16 protein-coding genes are annotated in these 18,976 nt (G+C 38.7%); 4 read left to right on the plus strand and 12 right to left on the minus strand.

Going from position 1 to position 18,976, the window contains the following annotated elements:
* Position 1 precedes the first annotated feature (1 nt).
* The 4 genes from folK to PQO01_RS00595 are packed head-to-tail and all read right to left on the minus strand — an operon-like array spanning position 2 to position 2,966.
* Complete coding sequence (gene folK / locus PQO01_RS00580) at positions 2 to 505, minus strand: 2-amino-4-hydroxy-6-hydroxymethyldihydropteridine diphosphokinase (RefSeq protein WP_274312102.1); 504 nt, start codon at positions 503 to 505, stop codon at positions 2 to 4.
* Positions 505 to 867 (minus strand): dihydroneopterin aldolase, encoded by a 363-nt coding sequence (folB, locus tag PQO01_RS00585; RefSeq protein ID WP_274312103.1) that lies wholly within the window; start codon positions 865 to 867, stop codon positions 505 to 507. The genes folK and folB overlap by 1 nt, the downstream gene beginning before the upstream one ends.
* A complete protein-coding gene (gene era, locus PQO01_RS00590) occupies positions 857 to 1,762 on the minus strand; it encodes a GTPase Era (protein WP_274312104.1) in 906 nt (301 codons plus the stop codon). The genes folB and era overlap by 11 nt, the downstream gene beginning before the upstream one ends.
* On the minus strand, positions 1,755 to 2,966 hold the full coding sequence (locus tag PQO01_RS00595; RefSeq protein WP_274312105.1) for a class I SAM-dependent RNA methyltransferase: 1,212 nt from the start codon (positions 2,964 to 2,966) through the stop codon (positions 1,755 to 1,757). Before PQO01_RS00595 ends, era begins: the two co-directional genes overlap by 8 nt.
* An 86-nt stretch (positions 2,967 to 3,052) precedes the next feature.
* On the opposite strand from PQO01_RS00595, the gene PQO01_RS00600 reads away from it, so the two are divergent.
* From PQO01_RS00600 to PQO01_RS00610, 3 genes are read left to right on the plus strand one after another with little or no spacing between them, the layout of a single operon-like run.
* Positions 3,053 to 5,386 (plus strand): hypothetical protein, encoded by a 2,334-nt coding sequence (locus PQO01_RS00600; RefSeq protein ID WP_274312106.1) that lies wholly within the window; start codon positions 3,053 to 3,055, stop codon positions 5,384 to 5,386.
* A gap of 5 nt (positions 5,387 to 5,391) precedes the next feature.
* The gene (locus PQO01_RS00605) at positions 5,392 to 6,219 is read left to right on the plus strand and encodes a class I SAM-dependent methyltransferase (RefSeq protein WP_274312107.1); all 828 of its coding nucleotides are present in this window, start codon (positions 5,392 to 5,394) and stop codon (positions 6,217 to 6,219) included.
* Between the two features lie 44 nt (positions 6,220 to 6,263).
* On the plus strand, positions 6,264 to 6,599 hold the full coding sequence (locus tag PQO01_RS00610) for a YraN family protein (RefSeq protein ID WP_274312108.1): 336 nt from the start codon (positions 6,264 to 6,266) through the stop codon (positions 6,597 to 6,599).
* 4 nt (positions 6,600 to 6,603) lie between these two features.
* Here PQO01_RS00610 and PQO01_RS00615 read toward each other — a convergent pair whose 3' ends face one another.
* The 5 genes from PQO01_RS00615 to PQO01_RS00635 form a co-directional block, all read right to left on the minus strand.
* Positions 6,604 to 8,754: a cation:dicarboxylate symporter family transporter gene (locus tag PQO01_RS00615; protein WP_274312109.1), complete on the minus strand. Its 2,151-nt coding sequence runs from the start codon at positions 8,752 to 8,754 to the stop codon at positions 6,604 to 6,606.
* 27 nt (positions 8,755 to 8,781) lie between these two features.
* Entirely contained in the window at positions 8,782 to 10,635 is a 1,854-nt protein-coding gene (thiC, locus tag PQO01_RS00620) for a phosphomethylpyrimidine synthase ThiC (RefSeq protein ID WP_274312110.1), read from the minus strand.
* Positions 10,636 to 10,757: 122 nt separating this feature from the next.
* Positions 10,758 to 11,714 (minus strand): hypothetical protein, encoded by a 957-nt coding sequence (locus tag PQO01_RS00625; protein ID WP_274312111.1) that lies wholly within the window; start codon positions 11,712 to 11,714, stop codon positions 10,758 to 10,760.
* A 153-nt stretch (positions 11,715 to 11,867) separates the two neighbouring features.
* Entirely contained in the window at positions 11,868 to 12,623 is a 756-nt protein-coding gene (locus tag PQO01_RS00630; RefSeq protein ID WP_274312112.1) for an ABC transporter ATP-binding protein, read from the minus strand.
* Position 12,624: 1 nt separating this feature from the next.
* A complete protein-coding gene (locus PQO01_RS00635) occupies positions 12,625 to 14,226 on the minus strand; it encodes a site-2 protease family protein (RefSeq protein ID WP_274312113.1) in 1,602 nt (533 codons plus the stop codon).
* 103 nt (positions 14,227 to 14,329) lie between these two features.
* Here PQO01_RS00635 and rpe point away from each other — a divergent pair, with 103 nt between their 5' ends.
* Positions 14,330 to 15,004, plus strand: coding sequence for a ribulose-phosphate 3-epimerase (gene rpe / locus PQO01_RS00640; protein WP_274312114.1), 675 nt, complete (start codon positions 14,330 to 14,332; stop codon positions 15,002 to 15,004).
* 61 nt (positions 15,005 to 15,065) lie between these two features.
* Here the strand turns inward: rpe and PQO01_RS00645 are convergent, their stop codons facing one another.
* Genes PQO01_RS00645 through PQO01_RS00655 form a run of 3 tightly spaced genes read right to left on the minus strand, consistent with a single transcriptional unit; the run spans position 15,066 to position 18,903 of the window.
* On the minus strand, positions 15,066 to 17,708 hold the full coding sequence (locus PQO01_RS00645) for an MlaD family protein (RefSeq protein ID WP_274312115.1): 2,643 nt from the start codon (positions 17,706 to 17,708) through the stop codon (positions 15,066 to 15,068).
* Positions 17,709 to 17,723: 15 nt separating this feature from the next.
* A complete protein-coding gene (locus PQO01_RS00650; protein WP_274312116.1) occupies positions 17,724 to 18,323 on the minus strand; it encodes a paraquat-inducible protein A in 600 nt (199 codons plus the stop codon).
* Positions 18,304 to 18,903, minus strand: coding sequence for a paraquat-inducible protein A (locus tag PQO01_RS00655; RefSeq protein WP_274312117.1), 600 nt, complete (start codon positions 18,901 to 18,903; stop codon positions 18,304 to 18,306). The genes PQO01_RS00650 and PQO01_RS00655 overlap by 20 nt, the downstream gene beginning before the upstream one ends.
* Positions 18,904 to 18,976 lie beyond the last annotated feature (73 nt).

Below are 18,976 nucleotides of genomic sequence, written 5' to 3' on the forward strand. Positions count from 1 at the left end.
CTTAAATTTTATAATTTTCTTTAGCCATTTTATAAGCTTTCATTTCTCGCGTATCGTCACTAACTAAGTCTGATAATAACAATCCTTCTTTAGGATGCACTAGACCTGGAACTATCTCTAACAATGGCACATAAACGAAATCACGACTTAGGATTTCAGGATGTGGAATTTGCATGAATTCCGTATCTACTACCATTGAGCCATAAAGAACTAAATCTAAATCGAGTTTGCGTTCATCATGCTTATGCTCACCTTCCTGGCGGCCATACTTTTGTTCAATTGATCGTAGAACTTTATATTTCAAATCATAAGGGTCTAAATCTGTCTCAACTCGAACCACACCATTTAAAAACTCATGCTGACCTTCACTAGTTCCAAGGGCTCCATTTAGATAGAACTTTGACACTGCAGTAACTTTCAATACTTTTTCAAGCTCAATCAAAGCCGTACTAATACTACCAAAAGGATCTATATTTGAGCCTACTGCAATGTATGCGGTCTTCATTATTTCTCTCGATAAATTGAAATTGCTACATTATCAGCTAATTCCAATGCCTCTGGTTTATCAATCTTAATTTCACATGCTTGAACTAAATCTTTAGCCAAACATATTTTAGCGCAGAGTTCTGCTAACTTTTCAATCAATAAACATTCCGAAGTCTTTGCAATATGAGCTAACTCACGATGTAAGGAATCATAATCAACCGTATGATTAAGGTCATCACTTTGCCCTGCTTCTCTAAGATCTAAGTAAAGCTTTGCAGAGACAATAAAATCCTGTGGATTAATACGCTCTTCTGGATAGAGACCCAAAATAGCTTTGACTCGAATATTTTGGATATGAATAAGGTCAAACTTATTTATCATTGAGGTTCATCTCCTTCAAAAGGCCAATGCGATTCTGCCAATCTGGCATCACTTTCACAAAGAGGCGTAAATCGACAAATTTCTCAAAACTCTTCCCCAACTTACCTCTCGACTGGCGCTGAATCTCTTGTACCATTTTGCCTCCTGAACCAATCACAATTTGCTTCTGTGATTCACGCTCAACTAGTACAGTAGCTTCGATCTTAATTTTCTTCTCTCTCTCATCCCATTTATCTATCATCACTGCTAAGGAATGCGGCAATTCACTATGGAGAAGTTCTAAGGCACTTTCGCGAATGATATCTTCACCAATATCTCTCAGAAATGCATCTGCAATCTGATCATCTGGATATAGAAAAGGCCCCTTGGGGAGCATACCTTTTATCAATTCGAGCAAATCTGTGACACCATCATTTTTCAAGGCTGACATATGATGAATTTTGGGTTTTTCAGAAAAACGAGCGCAATAATTCAATTCCATTTCGCTAATTTCTTCTGCAGAGGCCTTATCACATTTATTGAACACTAAAATTGTTGGTTTATTACCTGCAGCTGCTGCCTTCGCGGCCATCTCATCTTCCATGCCAAATTCACGCATGGGGTCGCAGAGTAAAAGCGTGACATCATTTTTATCAATCGCTCGCTTAATCGTGCGATCCATCATTTCATCCATACGATTTTTACTCTCGTGGATTCCAGGTGTATCAGAAAAAATGATTTGTGCATCATCATCGGTATAAATCCCCACCCAACGTCTTCTTGTCGTGTGAGGGACACGCGATACTGCAGCAAGTTTATAACCTAAAGCTTGGTTGACAAAAGTTGACTTCCCCGCATTAGGACGCCCCACAATGGCAACATAACCACAGTTACCGTAACCGTAGTCTTCAAGCATTATCTAACTCAAGTAGAATTAAGGATTCAAAGTGAGATGTCTGCGGAAACATATCAAGCATTGCTAATTTTTTATGCTTATAACCCAAAGGCAAGATCTCTTTCAAGTCTCTTCCGAGAGTTCCTGGGTCGCAGGAAACATATAAAATCCATTTAGGAGATCTCTTACTAATTGCTTTAATTGTACCAGGCCCCACACCTGCGCGAGGTGGGTCTAGAATTAAGACTGTTTCGCCTATTAACTTACCTAGACGTTGACGAAGAAGTTTATTAACATCTCCCGCAATATACTTGTGCGTATCTAAAGATTGTTCTTGTGCATTAAAGTTTGCAGCTTCAACACCCTTAGGATCAATTTCCAAACCAACAACTTTAACTCCTCTCAAGCCCATGGAAAGGAAACCCGATCCACAAAAAGCATCAATGACAAAAGTACAGCCCTGCAAAGAAGCAATAACATCCGCACACATTCTCTGTAAAGCTTCGGCAACTTCTCGGTTAACCTGACTAAAAGAGCCGGCCGGCATCACGAACTCACGATCATTATAAACTTCTCGGCGCCAAGGAAGTCCTACAGGTGCCTTACCATAAAAGGCCACCGTTTCTTTATTGCCACTCGCATGACGAATTGTGGCTCGTAAAGGACGGTCGCGCTGACGATTTTTATGTCCCCATTTCGTTTTGTTTAAATCAGGAACCAATTCATTAACAGGCGGCTGAGCTAAAAGACATTCTTTAATTCTAACTAGGCTGCGATTATCACGCCCTATAAAACCGTATATCACTTCATCAGTTTCGCTACGACGAGCATTTAAACTAATTCTATTTCTATAATTCCACTTGTTACTGGAGCTCACGACTTCAACATCATCTTGATCAATATCTAGGCCACCAATTCGTTTCAAAACTTGACGAAATTGAGCTTCTTTAATTAAAACTTGTTCGTCATACTCGATGTGTTGATAGGCACAACCACCACATTCTCCAAAGTATTGACAGGGTGGATCGACGCGATTTGTCGAAGCCTCAATGACTTCGACAATTTCACCACGGCAAAAGTTTTTATTGTCTTTTACTATATTGACTTTAAGTTTTTCTCCTGGTGCAGAAAATGGGACAAAACAAACTCGTCCATCTTCTAGGCGACCAGCACCATCTCCGCCATAGGCGATATTATCAATCTCTAAAATTTCTTCACGTTCCATTATCTTCTCAAATTTATTTATGTACCATTATGTGACAAATACTCTACCATCACCTATAGTGATGAAAGTAAGCTTGGGTATAATTTATGAGTAGAATAGTTTTATTTATTTTTTTAGCAATAAATCTCTGTGCAGAAGAGACAACAAAGACAAGTCCCCCTGTACAAAAATCATTATTGAACACTAATCAAACTAAAGACTTTTTACGCTCTTCAGAAAAAGCTCTTAATGAGCACATCATAAAGCTTGTTAAAAACGACCCTTACAAACTCCTGAAAAATGCTGTTTTAGGCCAAGACCTAGTCATTTCCCAAGCTCTACAAAACTACCAGGCTCCTAGTATTAAAGTTTTTTCTACCGACACTTATTACCGCACCTTGATTCTTACGTGGCTGAAAGAAACAAAACCTCAATCCCAAGAAAATATTCTCCAACAAAACTCTTGGTTATTAAGTAAAGAATCTTTGGATTCTGTCATTTCTAAACTTCAAGACTTAGAACAGCAAAATAAAGATCAACTCTGGAACTTCCGCCTTAACTACGCCCTTAGTTTAGTCCATGAAGCCAAAGGCGACTTTAAAAAATCGCTAGATTCAATTAACAAAGCCTACACAAAACCCCAAGATCAAAATTCTCGATTCCTATTAAGACGAAGAATGATTATATGTTCAGCTCGCGCTGGCAACTTTTCTCACTACGAAAAATTCATCAATGAAACCTACAATGAAGAAGCTCGCAATCCCTTAATGGAGTATGAGAAATTACATGATCAACTCGCCCTCAAACTTCTCCAAGGCAAAGATAGTAGCACACTGCTGAAGCAAATTATCGATCACCAAAACGCAGACCTCGCACGTTCAATTCAAAGTTTAATTTTTACTGGTCAGCATCAAGAAGCTTATTTACTGAACCCAAAGGCAAGCTTACTCTTTCCTTTCCTAGTTGAGCTCAATCAATTTTCACTTGCCAAAAAACTACTCCCTGGAATTAAGGCTCCTCAAAAATCTTATTACTTCCTGAAGGTTTCAGGAACTATCCCAAAAGAACTTCAGTCAATATCGTCTCAAGCTGAGGAAGCAGAACAAGTCAGCCAAATATCATGGCTACTTAACAATAATTATCACCACGAAGAATATTACTCTAAGTTATATGACTTGAGTTTAAATAGCACTAATGCAAACACTAGTTTTTTAGCGCTAGCAAACCTAACTAAATCTAACAGTGCTGCAGAGCTCTATATGTATTTACAGAGTCGTCTACCAAAAAATGAGGCACTCAACTTCACCTGCTTGCTATCCTACACAAAAAATGCCAATTCCTTCTTGTCCTATATCGTTAAGATACAGCAACAACTTCGCCTCCAAGGCCCCGACTTAGATCAATTCATCAACCTATGCGCCTCCCTTGCTTTAGATAACAACCTCCCCGATGCTGCCCTTGGAAGTTTGAAAGTTATTGATGATAAGAACCAACACATCCAGCACATCATCACAGGGTCTATTGCCTTGCTTAGAAAAAAAGAATATTTAGGCGCCGCTCATAATGGCCTCATTAGACATGAAATGAAAATCCCAGAACTCATGGAGATCGCTACTTTTGCCTTAAATCAAAAAGGCTCGTTTGATAAAGCCCAAAAAGCTGACCAAATAGCCGAATCTTATTACCTCAATTTGGCACACCTCAACAAAACAGCTTTCTTTTTTAATAAAGTTAAGCAAAGAGACCTTCTCGAACAAATCTATTGGCGCCTGCAATCGCGTCCATTAGTCTTCAATAAAGATTCACTCATGCTCATCAATTCAGCGAGCACATATTTTTTACAACAAGAAGATCACCCGACTTGGGCAAAGTTTGCTGAACTCAAAGTGGCTTACGCTCTCCTTCAACCAAGCAAAGTCAACACTCCTGCTCAAGCCTTAGCCCTTCGCAAAGACTTATTGCGCTTACATCTTATCAAAGCTATTAACCAAGGGCAAGAAAAACGCATTATTCACTTTGCCAAAACTTGGGCGTCAGAGTTTACAATGGACATTGAACCTGTCCTTATTCTACATAAATATCAACTCCCCTACAGCGCTAAACTACTACAGCTAAAAACAGAGCTTTTTAATGATCGTTGGGCTAAACTAAGTAAACATATCAAACAATACCCAAAAGCAAGTATTCAACTAAACGAGATTGCTTGGATGGGAGCTTCCTGCTTCAAAAACCTTAACGAAGCTACACTCTATGCACAACGCGCCTATAGCCTTTCAAAACAAGCAGCTCACTTAGACACATGGGCTCAATGCCTCTATGCCACTGGCAAAATAAATAAAGCTGTTGAACTCTTGCAGGAATGTGTTAAACTCGAGCCAAATGTCAGTTACTTTTCGCAAAAGTTAACTCTCTGGAAAAACCACCTACCTGCACAGGAATAATCTGCATGAACAACAGCTACACCCTATTAGACTCTGGACACTTTAGAAAACTCGAAAATGTTGGTGGACAAATCATGGTTCGCCCTTGTCCACAAGCCTGCTGGGCTCCCAGCCTACCAAAGAAAGAATGGAATAAAGCTAAAGATATTTATTTGCGTAGCAATAAAGGTGGAGGTCAATGGAAATTTAATTCCCTGCCAGAACAATGGGATATTGTCTATCACAACCAAAAGATGATCCTTCGCCCAACAAACTTTGGTCATTTGGGTGTTTTTGCAGAAGCCGCAAGTAATTGGCAGTGGCTCAAAGATCAATCAAACTCAAATATTAAAGCCTTAAATATGTTTGCCTACACGGGCGGAAGTTCTCTAGCGATGGCAAAAGGTGGTGCACAGGTAACTCACCTTGACGCAGCAAAAGGAATTGTGGATTGGGCCAGACTGAATGCAGACGCCAATGATATTTCAAATATTCGTTGGATCGTTGATGACGTCAACCGTTTCCTTGATCGTGAAATACGACGCGGAAATAAATATGACGCTTTAGTTATGGATCCCCCCTCTTACGGCCGCGGGAGTAAGGGTGAGATTTGGAAAATTGAAGACGATATAATGCCCTACCTCGAACGATGTAAGGCCGTCATGAGCGACAAGCCAGCTTTTATTTTATTCACTTGTCATACGCCACACTTCACACCAAAGGTGCTAGATAATTTAATCTATACGGTGTGGGGTGAAAACCTTACCACTGAATCAGGCGAAATGACTATCCCACAAGATAGCTCTAAACGCACTATCCCCTCTGGTTTTTATACTCGCGTCACTTTCCCTTGAAAAAGAAGGCCAAACATTTAAAGACTGGCCAAAAAGGTGAAGCTATGGCCCTGCGCCAACTACGGCGCTGCGGCTTTGAAATATTGAGAAAAAATTACTCCCTAGAACATATAGGCGAAGTTGATATTATTGCTCGAGATGGCGCAACGCTATGTTTTGTAGAAGTCAAAAGTCGTCATCAAAATAAAACTCTAGACGTCCAACCTGCACAGGCGATTGATGCCAAGAAAAGACAACGTATTGCGAAGTGCGCAAAGTACTATCTTAAAAAACACTCCTTACTGCACTGTTCTTTTCGTTTTGATATTGTTGAAGTAGTTCTTGGTAAGTTTTTTTGGCAAGATAAGGTCTGTATTAGAACTCATGCTTTTGGGGAATAAAATTTTACCATAGCTTTAGTACATCACTACCAAAACACCAACGCTTTTTAACTACCTCAGCCCCCTTACCTAAAATCCAATAATCGTAGTTCTCTTTCTCAAAGCCATTTATTTCTTGTACTTTTAGCCATTGATTTAAGTAAGTCAAGAAACTTGCATCTCTCTCTGCTACTGCGCAAGCTAAAGCATAACGATGCACACTTGGCTTAGGTATCACCACACTATAGCCAGGGTGGTACAAGGTCCAAGCACTTCCTGCTTCTGCCGAAATCAGCAAAGCATCAAAATCGTTGTTCTCGGAGAAATACTCTCTTTCATCAGAAATAAACTGAAGCTCAATATTAGGCATTTTCTGCTCAATTGTATCAACGAATGGATTATTATCTAACACAGCGATTTTATAAGGATTATTTAAGCGATTTTCTTTCTTCGATAACTCTTTTTTCATATGGTCTTTCGTTACCAAAGCTAAATTAACCGTCATTACAGGATCCGAAAAACGTACACGATTGAGTAAGTCTGGTGAAAATGGCAAGCCGGACATCGCAATATCAATACTACCATTCTCTAAGAGCTCAGACATATTATCACGATCAAAGGGTATAAACTCTATTTTACACTTCAGGTTATGAGCCAAGCGATGAGCGTACTGAACATCAAAACCTCTAACTTCGCTTTGTTTATTTAAGTAAGTAAATGGCAGGTTTGCTTTCCGGTAACCAATACGAATAGCCCCACGTTCTAAGACACGCGTTTTGAGGTCTTTATCAAGCTGAGACTTTAATTCGGGCACTTTAGTAAATACAGTATTCTCTACAGGGTTGTAGATCTTTAAACGACTGAGAACTTCTCTTTTATTTTCAACATTTTTAATTGTTGCAGAAAAATAAAATTTCATTCCGACAAATGCCAATAAAGTTATAAGCATGGCCGGTATATTCGCCTTAAAAAGCTGGATAAAGGTAATCTTAAAACCCTCGGTCATAAATCTTATGGATATAAGAGTTAATGACACTAAGTGTATAGATGCTAATAAAATACCAAAACGCTTAGTCACAATTTCGGCCAACATAAACAGCTGGTACATATCTTCTGGTATCTGATAACTATTCAGTAAAAAAGGAATCGTTAAGCTTTTAGCACCAAAACTACTTAGCAGACCCGTAAGGGCGAAAGATGGATAACTGGTCAAAGGAACTTCCGTATTAACAAACCAACCTGCAAATAAAACGAACAAGAGGCTCATCACTTTCGCTAAATTTGGAAAGTTGAATGATATGGGAATAATAACATCAGCAAGTTCTTCATTTGTCTCATTAAGCCTTCCATTCATCTCCATAATTTTCTTGGAGCTATCCGCCAACATGGGTAGCACAATGAATAAGTTATTAAGTGTAAAAGCTGCTATTAATGGGTCTTTAATGCACTGGAGAATATCTTTATATTTATATCCTGTGATAGAACTAATTAGTGCCGGCAAAATAATAAAGGTCATTAAAATACAACAGACTACATAGGTGATAATAAAAACTTGTAGACGTTGTAATTCATCAGGTGAGATAGTCCCAGCCGCATTTGCTGTGATCGCAAAAACACCTATTGGAGAAAGACTTACCAGCTTTTTAGTAATCTTTGAAATGGCATCATTTAAGGTATTGAGATTATTCATCAAATGCTTTTTGGGTTCAATAGTAATTAAAGCAACACCTAATGCCATGCTAAAAATCACCACCGCTGGAACCGCTGAACTAGCTAAAGAATGAAATGGATTTGATGGTATATACAAATCATAATAATTAATAACTTTCGGCATAGCGACGGAACTCGCCTGAAAGAAATTCGCATTTTTTAATTCCGGAAAAACAAAAGGAACACACAATAACATAGCAATTGTGATAGCCCAGAGAGCCACAATAACCACACCGCCGCGAATAGCTAAGTTTTTTGCTTGCTCAAGAGAGAGTCCACCCAAGCCTTTGATCATCGATATTGTGATATAAGGCAGGATGGTCATCTGCATTATTTTAATAAATGCGTAACCTACATGGGACATCCATGCACATTTCTCACCAAAAAACAAGCCAACAACAAGGCCCAGACCAAGACCAATTAAAATCTTGGTGGACAGAGTCATTTTTTTCTTTTCTTTCGTCATCCCTTTTCCAGAATTTAACCTAAGCGATTAGCTCGGCTGATAAATTTCAGATCCTGAATCTTTGAACTCTTCGCTCTTCTCTTCCATGGCTTTTGCTAAGGCTTCTTCTTCTTTTAAGCCCTCTGCAGCTGCATAATCACGAACTTCTTGAGTAATCTTCATCGAACAGAATTGCGGGCCACACATTGAGCAGAAATGAGCAACTTTTGCGCCATCCTGTGGAAGGGTTTCATCATGAAAAGATCTTGCTGTATCTGGATCCAAACCTAAGTTAAACTGATCTTCCCAACGGAATTCAAAACGAGCTTTTGACAGAGCATTGTCGCGCGCCATAGCACCGGGGTGTCCCTTGGCTATATCTGCAGCATGAGCCGCGATTTTATAAGTAATAACACCAGTCTTAACATCATCACGATTAGGTAAGCCTAAATGCTCTTTAGGCGTCACATAACAAAGCATCGCACAACCATACCAACCAATCATTGCCGCACCAATCCCTGATGTAATATGATCATAACCTGGAGCAATATCAGTAATCAATGGGCCTAAAGTATAAAATGGCGCCTCATGACACCAATCCAACTGATTATCCATATTTTCTTTGATCATTTGCATTGGAACGTGACCCGGACCTTCATTCATAACCTGAACACCAAATTCCCATGCACGCTTGGTCAATTCACCTTGGACTTTTAATTCACCAAACTGAGCTTCATCATTAGCATCATTCACACTACCAGGACGCAGACCATCTCCAATAGAGAATGCCACATCGTACGCAGCCATAATTTTGCAGATATCATCCCAATGAGTATAAAGGAAGTTTTCTTTGTGGTGCGCCAAACACCATTTCGCCATAATCGAGCCACCGCGTGAAACAATACCAGTCAAACGACTTGCAGTCTTAGGCACATACTGGAGTAATACTCCAGCGTGAATAGTAAAGTAATCAACGCCCTGTTCAGCTTGTTCAATAAGAGTGTCTCTAAAGATTTCCCAGGTTAAGTCTTCGGCTTTACCGTTTACTTTTTCTAAAGCCTGATAAATCGGGACAGTTCCAATTGGAACTGGTGAGTTACGAAGAATCCATTCACGTGTCTCGTGAATATTGCGACCTGTAGAAAGATCCATTACATTATCAGCACCCCAACGAGTTGCCCAAACGAGCTTCTCCACTTCTTCTTCAATTGAAGAAGAAATCGCGCTATTACCGATATTAGCATTAATTTTAACTAAAAAGTTTCTGCCAATGATCATTGGCTCAGATTCTGGGTGGTTGATATTGTTGGGAATTATGGCACGACCAGCTGCAATTTCATCACGTACAAACTCAGGAGTGATTTGCTTTGGAGTATTCGCTCCGAAAGATTCACCTGGGTGAACAACCTTTTGATACATCTCCGCTTGTTGCATATTTTCACGAATAGCAATGTACTCCATCTCGGGAGTGATAATACCTTTCCTTGCATAATGAAGTTGAGTTACGCAGGAACCTTCTTTAGCTCGCAAAGGCTTGCGCTTACCTTCAAAGCGAATCTCATCCAAACTTGACTTCATACTGCGTGATTTTGTATATTCTGAGTTAATCTCAACTTCCTCTACATCTCCGCGAGCCAAAACCCAATCTGCACGCAAGGGCTCTAAGCCTTTAGTTACGTCAATTTCAATTGTAGGATCGGTATAAGGACCCGAAGTATCATAGATTAAAACAGGATCATTTTTCTCAGGGATATCACTCGTTTTAGTATCTGAACAAGTCACCTTACGCATTGCTACTTTAACTTCAGGGTGAATTTCACCCTGAACATATATTTTCTCTGAATTGGGAAAGGGATCTCTAGTGATCTTGTCCTGACTGACAACTTCCTGGTTTGTACTCATAATTTTTTCCTTGAATTAATAAATCTGCTCCAAAATAAGTTTTTTTTAGACTTATTCCACAGTTAGAACAAAAAAAGACCCGGACTTATTCCGGGCCTTTCAAAAAGTAGATTATGTAAGTCTTAGAAATTGCTTGCTTTTATATCCGATTCAATCAAATATGATTTAATTTTTACATTGTCGATTGCCATCTTCAAGCCTGATTTCCCTGGAGAAAAAGTAATATATTCACCTGAATTTCTACGAAAGCCATCTTTCAAAGAACTGGAATTTTTAGTGGTCATTACAACTTCACCGTTAAACAAAACAATATACTTACCGAGGAAACTATTCCATGAAATCGCAATATGATTCCATGCGCCATCTTTAAATGCATCCGCATTCATCTTTTTATCACAAAGAAAGTCAAAGTTTTGGCTCATGTATAAGCCATTTTTTTTCATCTCAGCTAATTCTTTCTCTGCATCATTTGCATAACGTTCTTTTAGGTCTTTTTCGACTTCTACATTTTCTGTCTCACTCAAAGGGCGATCATTTACAATATTATAACGCTTGCGATACATCCCTTCTTGCTCTTTAAGATCGGCTTCGAAATTCTGAGTTTTTTCTTCAATGATTTTTTCAACTGTCGGCAATTCTGCTACAAAAGTCGTAGCTCCACGCAAACTAAAACGACCAAATTTATCTAAAACTAAAGATAAAAAGGCCTCACTACCACGCTCTTCTACAATGATAGCTTCCTTATCTTTAACACCGAAGTCATTTTCAGTCGCCTTCAACCAAAAACCAACAGTAGCCACATTGGTGTCGTAAAATTTTTGGCCTACACGCAAGCGACCTTCGCTACGCCCTTTACCTTCGGTCAAATCGAGGGCATAACCTTCTTTACCAGCAATAAATTTAACTGAACCCTTAGTATAAAAATTGGACACCTCACCTGCAGCGGGAACAATTTGCGATGTATAACGGCTTACCTGCTTCACTTCTGCAGTATTAAAATTTTGATGATAAGTACTATCATCAGCAAGAAGAGCTGAACTCATCAATGCTACTGCACCTAAAAATAATGTATTTCTCATATAAAAACTCCTCAATTAATAAAATTCACTAAATAGACAATGATAAATTAATGAGGCCTTAGTCTTATGCAACCAAAAAGTTAATCGTATAGAGCCTGTCCTAAGAAAAAACCAACAAATCAGTACTTTTTCTTGTCTGCATTAACTTTAAGCTTAAAACTTAGAATGATTTGCCAAGCTCGCAAAAAGTTTGGTAAGCGAATTACATTGAGCTTGCTCTAGCACCTCGTCCTTGCATCCACTATAGACAAGTAAGCCTTTATGTAAGACCAATAATTTGTCACATAAATTCTCTGCTTCATCAAAATAATGTGTTGAATACATCATCATGCGCTGCGGACTTCGCATTTTCTTTATAAAGTCGGTCACTTGCAAGCGCGCCACGGGATCTAAGCCCGTTGTGGCCTCATCTAGAATTAATAAGTCTGGACCATGGATGAGCGCTCGGCAAATGTTTACTTTTTGTTTTTGTCCTGTTGAGTATTTATCTGTATAACGATCAACAAAATCGGCCATTTCCAAACGTTCGACAAAGTCATTAATTTGATTTTGTAAATCCCCCTCATCCATGGAGCACATGCGTCCAAAAAACTCCAAAGTCTCTCTTCCTGTCATGCGTTTGTAAAGCCCTGTACTCCCCGACAAAAAACCAACATGATTCCGAATTTTTTCATTTGCCTGCTCGTCGCCTTCAATATTATATTGAGAACCATTAAGCGAAAGCGAACCTTCGCTAGCTTTTAGTGTGGTCGCTAAAATACGTAAGAGTGTTGATTTACCGGCGCCATTCATCCCCAATAAACCGGCAGTATCACCAGGAGCTAATTCAAAACTAGCGTTTTTAAGTGCGTGTACCTCACCGGTACGTGCATCTCCAAAAGTACGACTGAGCCCCTTAACAATTAACATACTAAGAAATCTTAATTAATGACTCTACTTCTGACTTAGGTATTTCTTTCACCAATTCCCTTGTATCAACTTCTCGGCGCACATCATTAAATGTTGCGTAAAGCGCAAAAGTCATAAGTAAAAGCATGAACACTACGTAGATCGGCTGCAAAATCCCTGCGGGAACTTTGCGACGAGTGACCATCTCTAAGATAGCAATGACAATGTGACCACCATCTAAGACAGGGAAAGGTAGTAAATTAAAAATTGCCAAAGCCACATTAATCATTAAGACAAAACTCAAGCCTTCTACAAGACCAGATTGGCGAACGGTCTTATACATCCCACTAGAGATACCCACAAAACTTGACATCATCGAAATATCTACACCAGATTTAGGCGACACAAGCGCCTTCACTGTATCGTAAGTATTTTCCACAACTCGCGTAATCTGCACAACAGGATTAATTTTCTGTATGTCCATTTTTGGACCTACCCCAAGTTGCTTATAGCTGTGCGTAGGAACAAAAGCCAAATCTACTTCTTCATCACCACGACGAATTTTCATCTTCATCATCTCATTTTGATGCCGTGAAACTACTCCTTTAAAATCTTTGAGGTCGCTAACGGGATAACCGTTGACTTCTACAATTTCATCCCCTACTTTCATACCACCTTCTGCAGCAGGCGACTCAGCAACAACATCCATAACTCGAGGGAAGTCGCGAAAAATCATCCCCGCTCTCGCACTACTTTTCACTTGTGGACTAATTGTTAGAGTTTTTTCTTGACCATCACGCTCAATGACGAAAGTGAATTCACTTCTTTCGTCGGAATTGATAATATCACCAATTTGATAAAAGTAGCTGATTTTCTGATCATCAATTTGCTTGATAACATCACCACTTTGTAAACCGGTTTCCTCTGCAGCTGAGTCCTTTGCTATGCCTCCTAAATCTGCCGCATATAGAGATTCACTATCAAAACTCATTAAACGCAAACCTTCGTAATCCTTATTACCTTTAGGAGTGAAAGGACCTATGAGTAAACCTTTTTGGTCGCCTCGATCCACTTTCAAAGTGACGTCATCTCGCATGACGTATTCCATCATCGTCAATTGCTGACTAGTTGCAGCTTTACCATTAATTTCTCGAATGATGTCTCCAGACTTTAAACCCTTAGTGAACTCCACTGACTCTTTGGGAACCTTGGTAATTAACAAGCCTTCTGCCACAGGCGGCACGGGCTTGCCAACAAAATAAATTATCGTCCCCAAAACTAAGGCAAATAAAATGTTAAATAACGGTCCGGCTAAGGCCGTAATAATCCTATCGATTGGTTTTGCTTCAGGCAGTGGTTTACCATCTTCAGTTTGAGGTTCATTGGCCGCATCCATCTGGGGCAATGCCACATAACCTCCCAAGGGCAACCATCCAATGATGAAATCTATGTTTTTCCATCTTTTTGACAAAATCCTGTGACCAAAACCAATGGAAAATTTATCGACATGCATCTTCCTCCACAAGGCGGCTAACATGTGCCCCAATTCGTGAATAAATATACTAAAGCCGAAAAAGAATGCGACAAAAACAATTGATAAAATCCCTGCTAAGGCATCTGGCATAAAATTAACCTCTTTTTTCTAAAATCTGATTACCGTTCTACAATATTTAATCTAGTATATGCTCAATAAGCCTTCTTTCAATGATCATAGGACGACTCACGTTATGAAAATCTCTGCTTTCAAACCACAAGAAATCATCATCTCTCCATCTATACTCGCCGCAGATTTCGCAAACCTTGCCCCTGAGGTCAAAAGTGCTTATGAAGCCGATGCACAATTTCTCCACCTTGATGTCATGGATGGCCAATTCGTACCCAACATTTCCTTCGGTCCTGGAGTCATATCCAAATTGAAACCTCACTCAAAAGCTCTCTTTGATGCTCACCTCATGATTTGTCATCCACAAAACTATATCGAGGAATTTGCTAAGTCAGGTTGTGATCACGTTACTTTTCACATCGAGTCTGACTGCAATGCCCAAGAAGTCATTGATCAAATCCACTCTCATGGAATGAGTGCGGGCCTAACTTTAAAACCTGGCACTCCGATTGAAAGTATCCTACCCTATGTCGATAAAGTTGAAATGGTTTTAATCATGACGGTAGAACCCGGCTTTGGTGGCCAAAGCTTCATGCATGACATGGTTGAAAGAATAAGCATAGTCCGTAAACTAGCCGATGAAATAAACCCTAACCTTCACATACAAGTTGATGGTGGCATCAATAAAGAGACATCTAAAATTGTTCGTGAAGCAGGTGCTAACGTGTTAGTTGCGGGAACCGCATTCTTTCGCCATCCCGAAGGAATGAGTACCGCAAAAATAGATTTAAGCTCTTAATTCAAAACAGACTCGGACTAAACTTATGCTTATACCGTAAGAGCACATATAATTTGTAAAACTACTCTTTAACGATAACGGGCTTATATTCTAACCAATCTTCATCCGCTTCATTAAAGAGCTGAAAACGCTCCATTTCTCTAGCTAGACTTTGTGGCTTATCAGGAACAACCATAGTTATACCACCATGAATGATTGTTGATAAAGTTTCTGTACTCAATTTTACACCAAACAAACTGACATCCATGCCCATTGCAGTCGCATTATAGAAAATCGAGTTACGTCTAACTAAATAAGAGAATTCCGGATCAATAAATAAGCGCATCTCAACTCCAGTTGAATCTGTACTTAATTTAAATGCTTCAATACTTCCAATTTTTATCTGCCTATAAAAAACCGGAGAGCCCACACCTAAACTACTTAAGCGCTCACCTTTAAGAACTACCCTCAAGCCTTCTTTATTAATTGTATCAGCAGGTGCGGATTTCAAGAGTTCAAAATGAGATAAGCTATCCTGACGAAGCCCCTTATTCACTTTAATAAATGCACCTGTTACAATAGCTGCTGGGTTCTTAACTTGGTCAATATTAAACTCAAAATCTTCAATCCAAAAGATTGAGTCTTCTGCTAGAACATCTTTATACTCTTCTTGGATCAAGGTATCATAGCGTAATACATCTCGCACTAAACTTACTTTAGTCACTTGCCCTATAGTAATAGTTTTGTAAGTGATTTCACTACCGACTTTTAAACCTGACTCAAGCTCAGAGCTAAAACTTACTTCTATGTAAGAACTTTGAGCGTCATCTGAATTTTCGTATAAATTAAATTCATCTGGCAATGGGTCTTTACTAAAATCCAAAGGAGTTACATATGAAATCCCACCTGAAATAATACTTTCCACTGATCCTGTCACTAATTTTAACCCAGTCATATCTGCCTTGACTTCAAAGCCGCTCAAATCAAAAAACTTTGTGGATGCATTTACAGTATCTTTATAATCCCCTGTAATATAAATATCAACTTCTACTAAAGAGCTTTTCTTATTCAAATTATAAGACATGACTTTACCAACATCTATACCCTTGTAAATAATAGGTGAATCTTTTTTAATAGAACCAAGTTCCTTGCTTATAATGGTATAAAAAGCGCCACCATCTTCGGTGTAAATCTTATCTTTATAAGCTTTATGACTACCGAACAAAGAAAAAGTACTTTTCGGAACTTTATTACTTACATCTTTCGTCACTAAAGAGATCCCTGAATGAATCATCGAACTCAAGGACCCAACATTAAAGTACATACCTTTCAAGGAAATCTCACCTTCAACAGCACCTTGTAGATAAAATGAAGACGTTTCATTCACTAAATGCTTATATTCATCCGCTATAACAATATCAAAATCAACTTCATCCCCACCTTGTGTAATTCTTGAGCTAGTAAGCATCCCAATAATCAAATCATTATAGACGACATTAACTCCTGCCTTTAAATTATACGATTGATTCGCTTTCAAACGTAAATTCAAGCCTTCCATAATTGGCGGTGCAGTATTTAATGTGAATTCATTTATTAAATCATTTGATTTTGTGTGAGTTTCAAAAGTTATATATGGTCCTCTAGCCAAGGCATCTAAGCCTTGGACCTTAGTGAGCCCAATTTTGGGTTCAACAATCCAAAAGTAAGCATCCTTATTAGCTAAATGACGAAAATCTTTATTTAATTTAAGCTCAAATGTTGTTTCATCCTGCTTTGGATGATAAGACACCTTTTCAACAACACCTGCATGGATCCCTTTGTAGTATACATAAGTTGATTTCTCATCTATATTATAACCCTGTGGAGATGTAAGGTATATCAGATCATCTGCTAGAGCAGTTGCCTCATAATCTTCATATAATGTGTATTCAACACTGCCTTCACTGATTGCTTTACTATTCTCGGGCGAGCTCAATGATATACCACCTGCAATAACTGAAGCCAATGAATCCATACTAACACGAATACCTGCAAGTGATGCGCGTATATCAATCCCAGAGATCTTCCAGAATTTTGTTTTTTCTTTAATCAAGTGAGCATATTTTTCTTGAATATGAATAGAGTACTCAACACCTTGCTTTGTTAAAACAACATTCTCCACGTCTCCAACTACTATATCGCGAAACATGACAGGAGCACCTATTTTTAAATCGGAAGAATCCGCCAATAACTTGAACCTTAGCCCAGGATCAAAGGCATCGACCGGCGCGGTTGATTCCGCTTCAAAATCAAATTGATCTGGTAGACCCGCTAGTTTTATTTTGTCTTTACTTGGTGGCATCACCCCTATATAAACACCACTCAAAATAGTAGATAAACCACTAATCTCAGTCAAACTCACTTTTGGTTCAACTTTCCAAAAAATAGTTCCTCGTTTAGAAATGATCGCGGCTTTCTTCTCTAAAGTTAAAGTGGCATCTACCTTTGTAACGTCATTTTTATTAACTTCCAAACCCGTTATTTGTCCGATCTTAATGCCATTATAAACAAGAGGTGTTTTATCTACAGTTAAACCTTCTCCACTATCAAAAGTTATAACAACCTCAAAGCCTTTATTATCAAAAAATTTAAAAATCATCAGCCCTGCTACTGCCATAGCTACAATAGGGATAATCCAAACTACGTAAATTGGTTTTTTACTTTTCACCACTGCTTTTTGTTCCATCACATCTACCACTTTTTAATTATCAAACATTAATCTTGGGTCAAATTTTTCTGTGGCAATAATCGTAAAGATCACCGCTGCACAAAAAGAAATTGCCGCTGCACCAGTTTGGATTGTTGCCAAACCTTGAAATTGAACCATAGAAACCATCAAAGCGACCACAAAAATATCTAGCATTGACCATTTCCCTATTATATGAATTATATGAAAAAGCTTTAGCCCCAAAAGAGCTTTTTCTCTCTGCTTCAAATGTACGATCAGTAATAAGTAATAAACAACCGACAACTTAAATACAGGCACCGCCACACTAGCAATAAATATAATTAGACCTAAACCATAATCTTTATGGGACAAGAAATAAATAACTCCCTCCATTATAGTACTGCCCTCGTCAGAACCTAAACTCGTCACCACCATCATCGGCATTAAATTTGCCGGAATTAAAAACAATGTAGCTGCAATGACATAACCCCATGTTTGGGCAATCGAAGATGGCTTTCGTTGATATATCTCAGCACCACATCTTTGGCATTCATTATCACCTAATGAATGTAGTTCTTCACAGCTGAGGCACAAAACCCTACCTTCGCTAATATCAGTCTTCCATTTCATCATAGTGATTCCATAAATCTTCCGCATTAAACCAGCTCACAGTCACATAGTAACTCAGTAAGAAAAAAACAAATAAGTATAAGCCTGCATCAAGTTTTAGCGTTGCCATCCCAGCTAGTTTGACGATTGCCACAAATATAGATATCAAATAGACTTCAGCCATCGACCACGGCGCTAAGTGCTCATAATAAAGAAAAAGCTTTTTTAATTTCTTAATTGGCCGACCGATTTTTGCCGGGATAATCAAAGACATAATCAAAAACAACATGACCAAAGGAATAAATACCCCAACTGAAGATGCAATGATCGCAATAACGTAATACCCATCATGAAAAAAGAATAGAACGGCCTCCAGCAAAGTTACTGAATGAGATTGCCCCATAATTGTCAAAGTTAATATTGGCAAAAATAGTGTTGGAATAAAAAACAAAAATGCTGACAAAGCCATAACCAAAACTAAATCAAAAGATTCACCGGGTCGATAAAAAATAGACTGACAGCGCGGACAAGAGTACTGATGAGTCATATCAAAATGCTCAATCTCAATAATTAAACCACAATCTTTACAAGATGTTTCTTTCATAATTCCCTAACACTACCAAATAATACTAAGCTTATAATACTCGTGTTTATAAGTCTTCGCAAACATCACTCAA

It is taken from the genome of Lentisphaera marina, from assembly GCF_028745505.1.
Classification (GTDB): domain Bacteria; phylum Verrucomicrobiota; class Lentisphaeria; order Lentisphaerales; family Lentisphaeraceae; genus Lentisphaera; species Lentisphaera marina.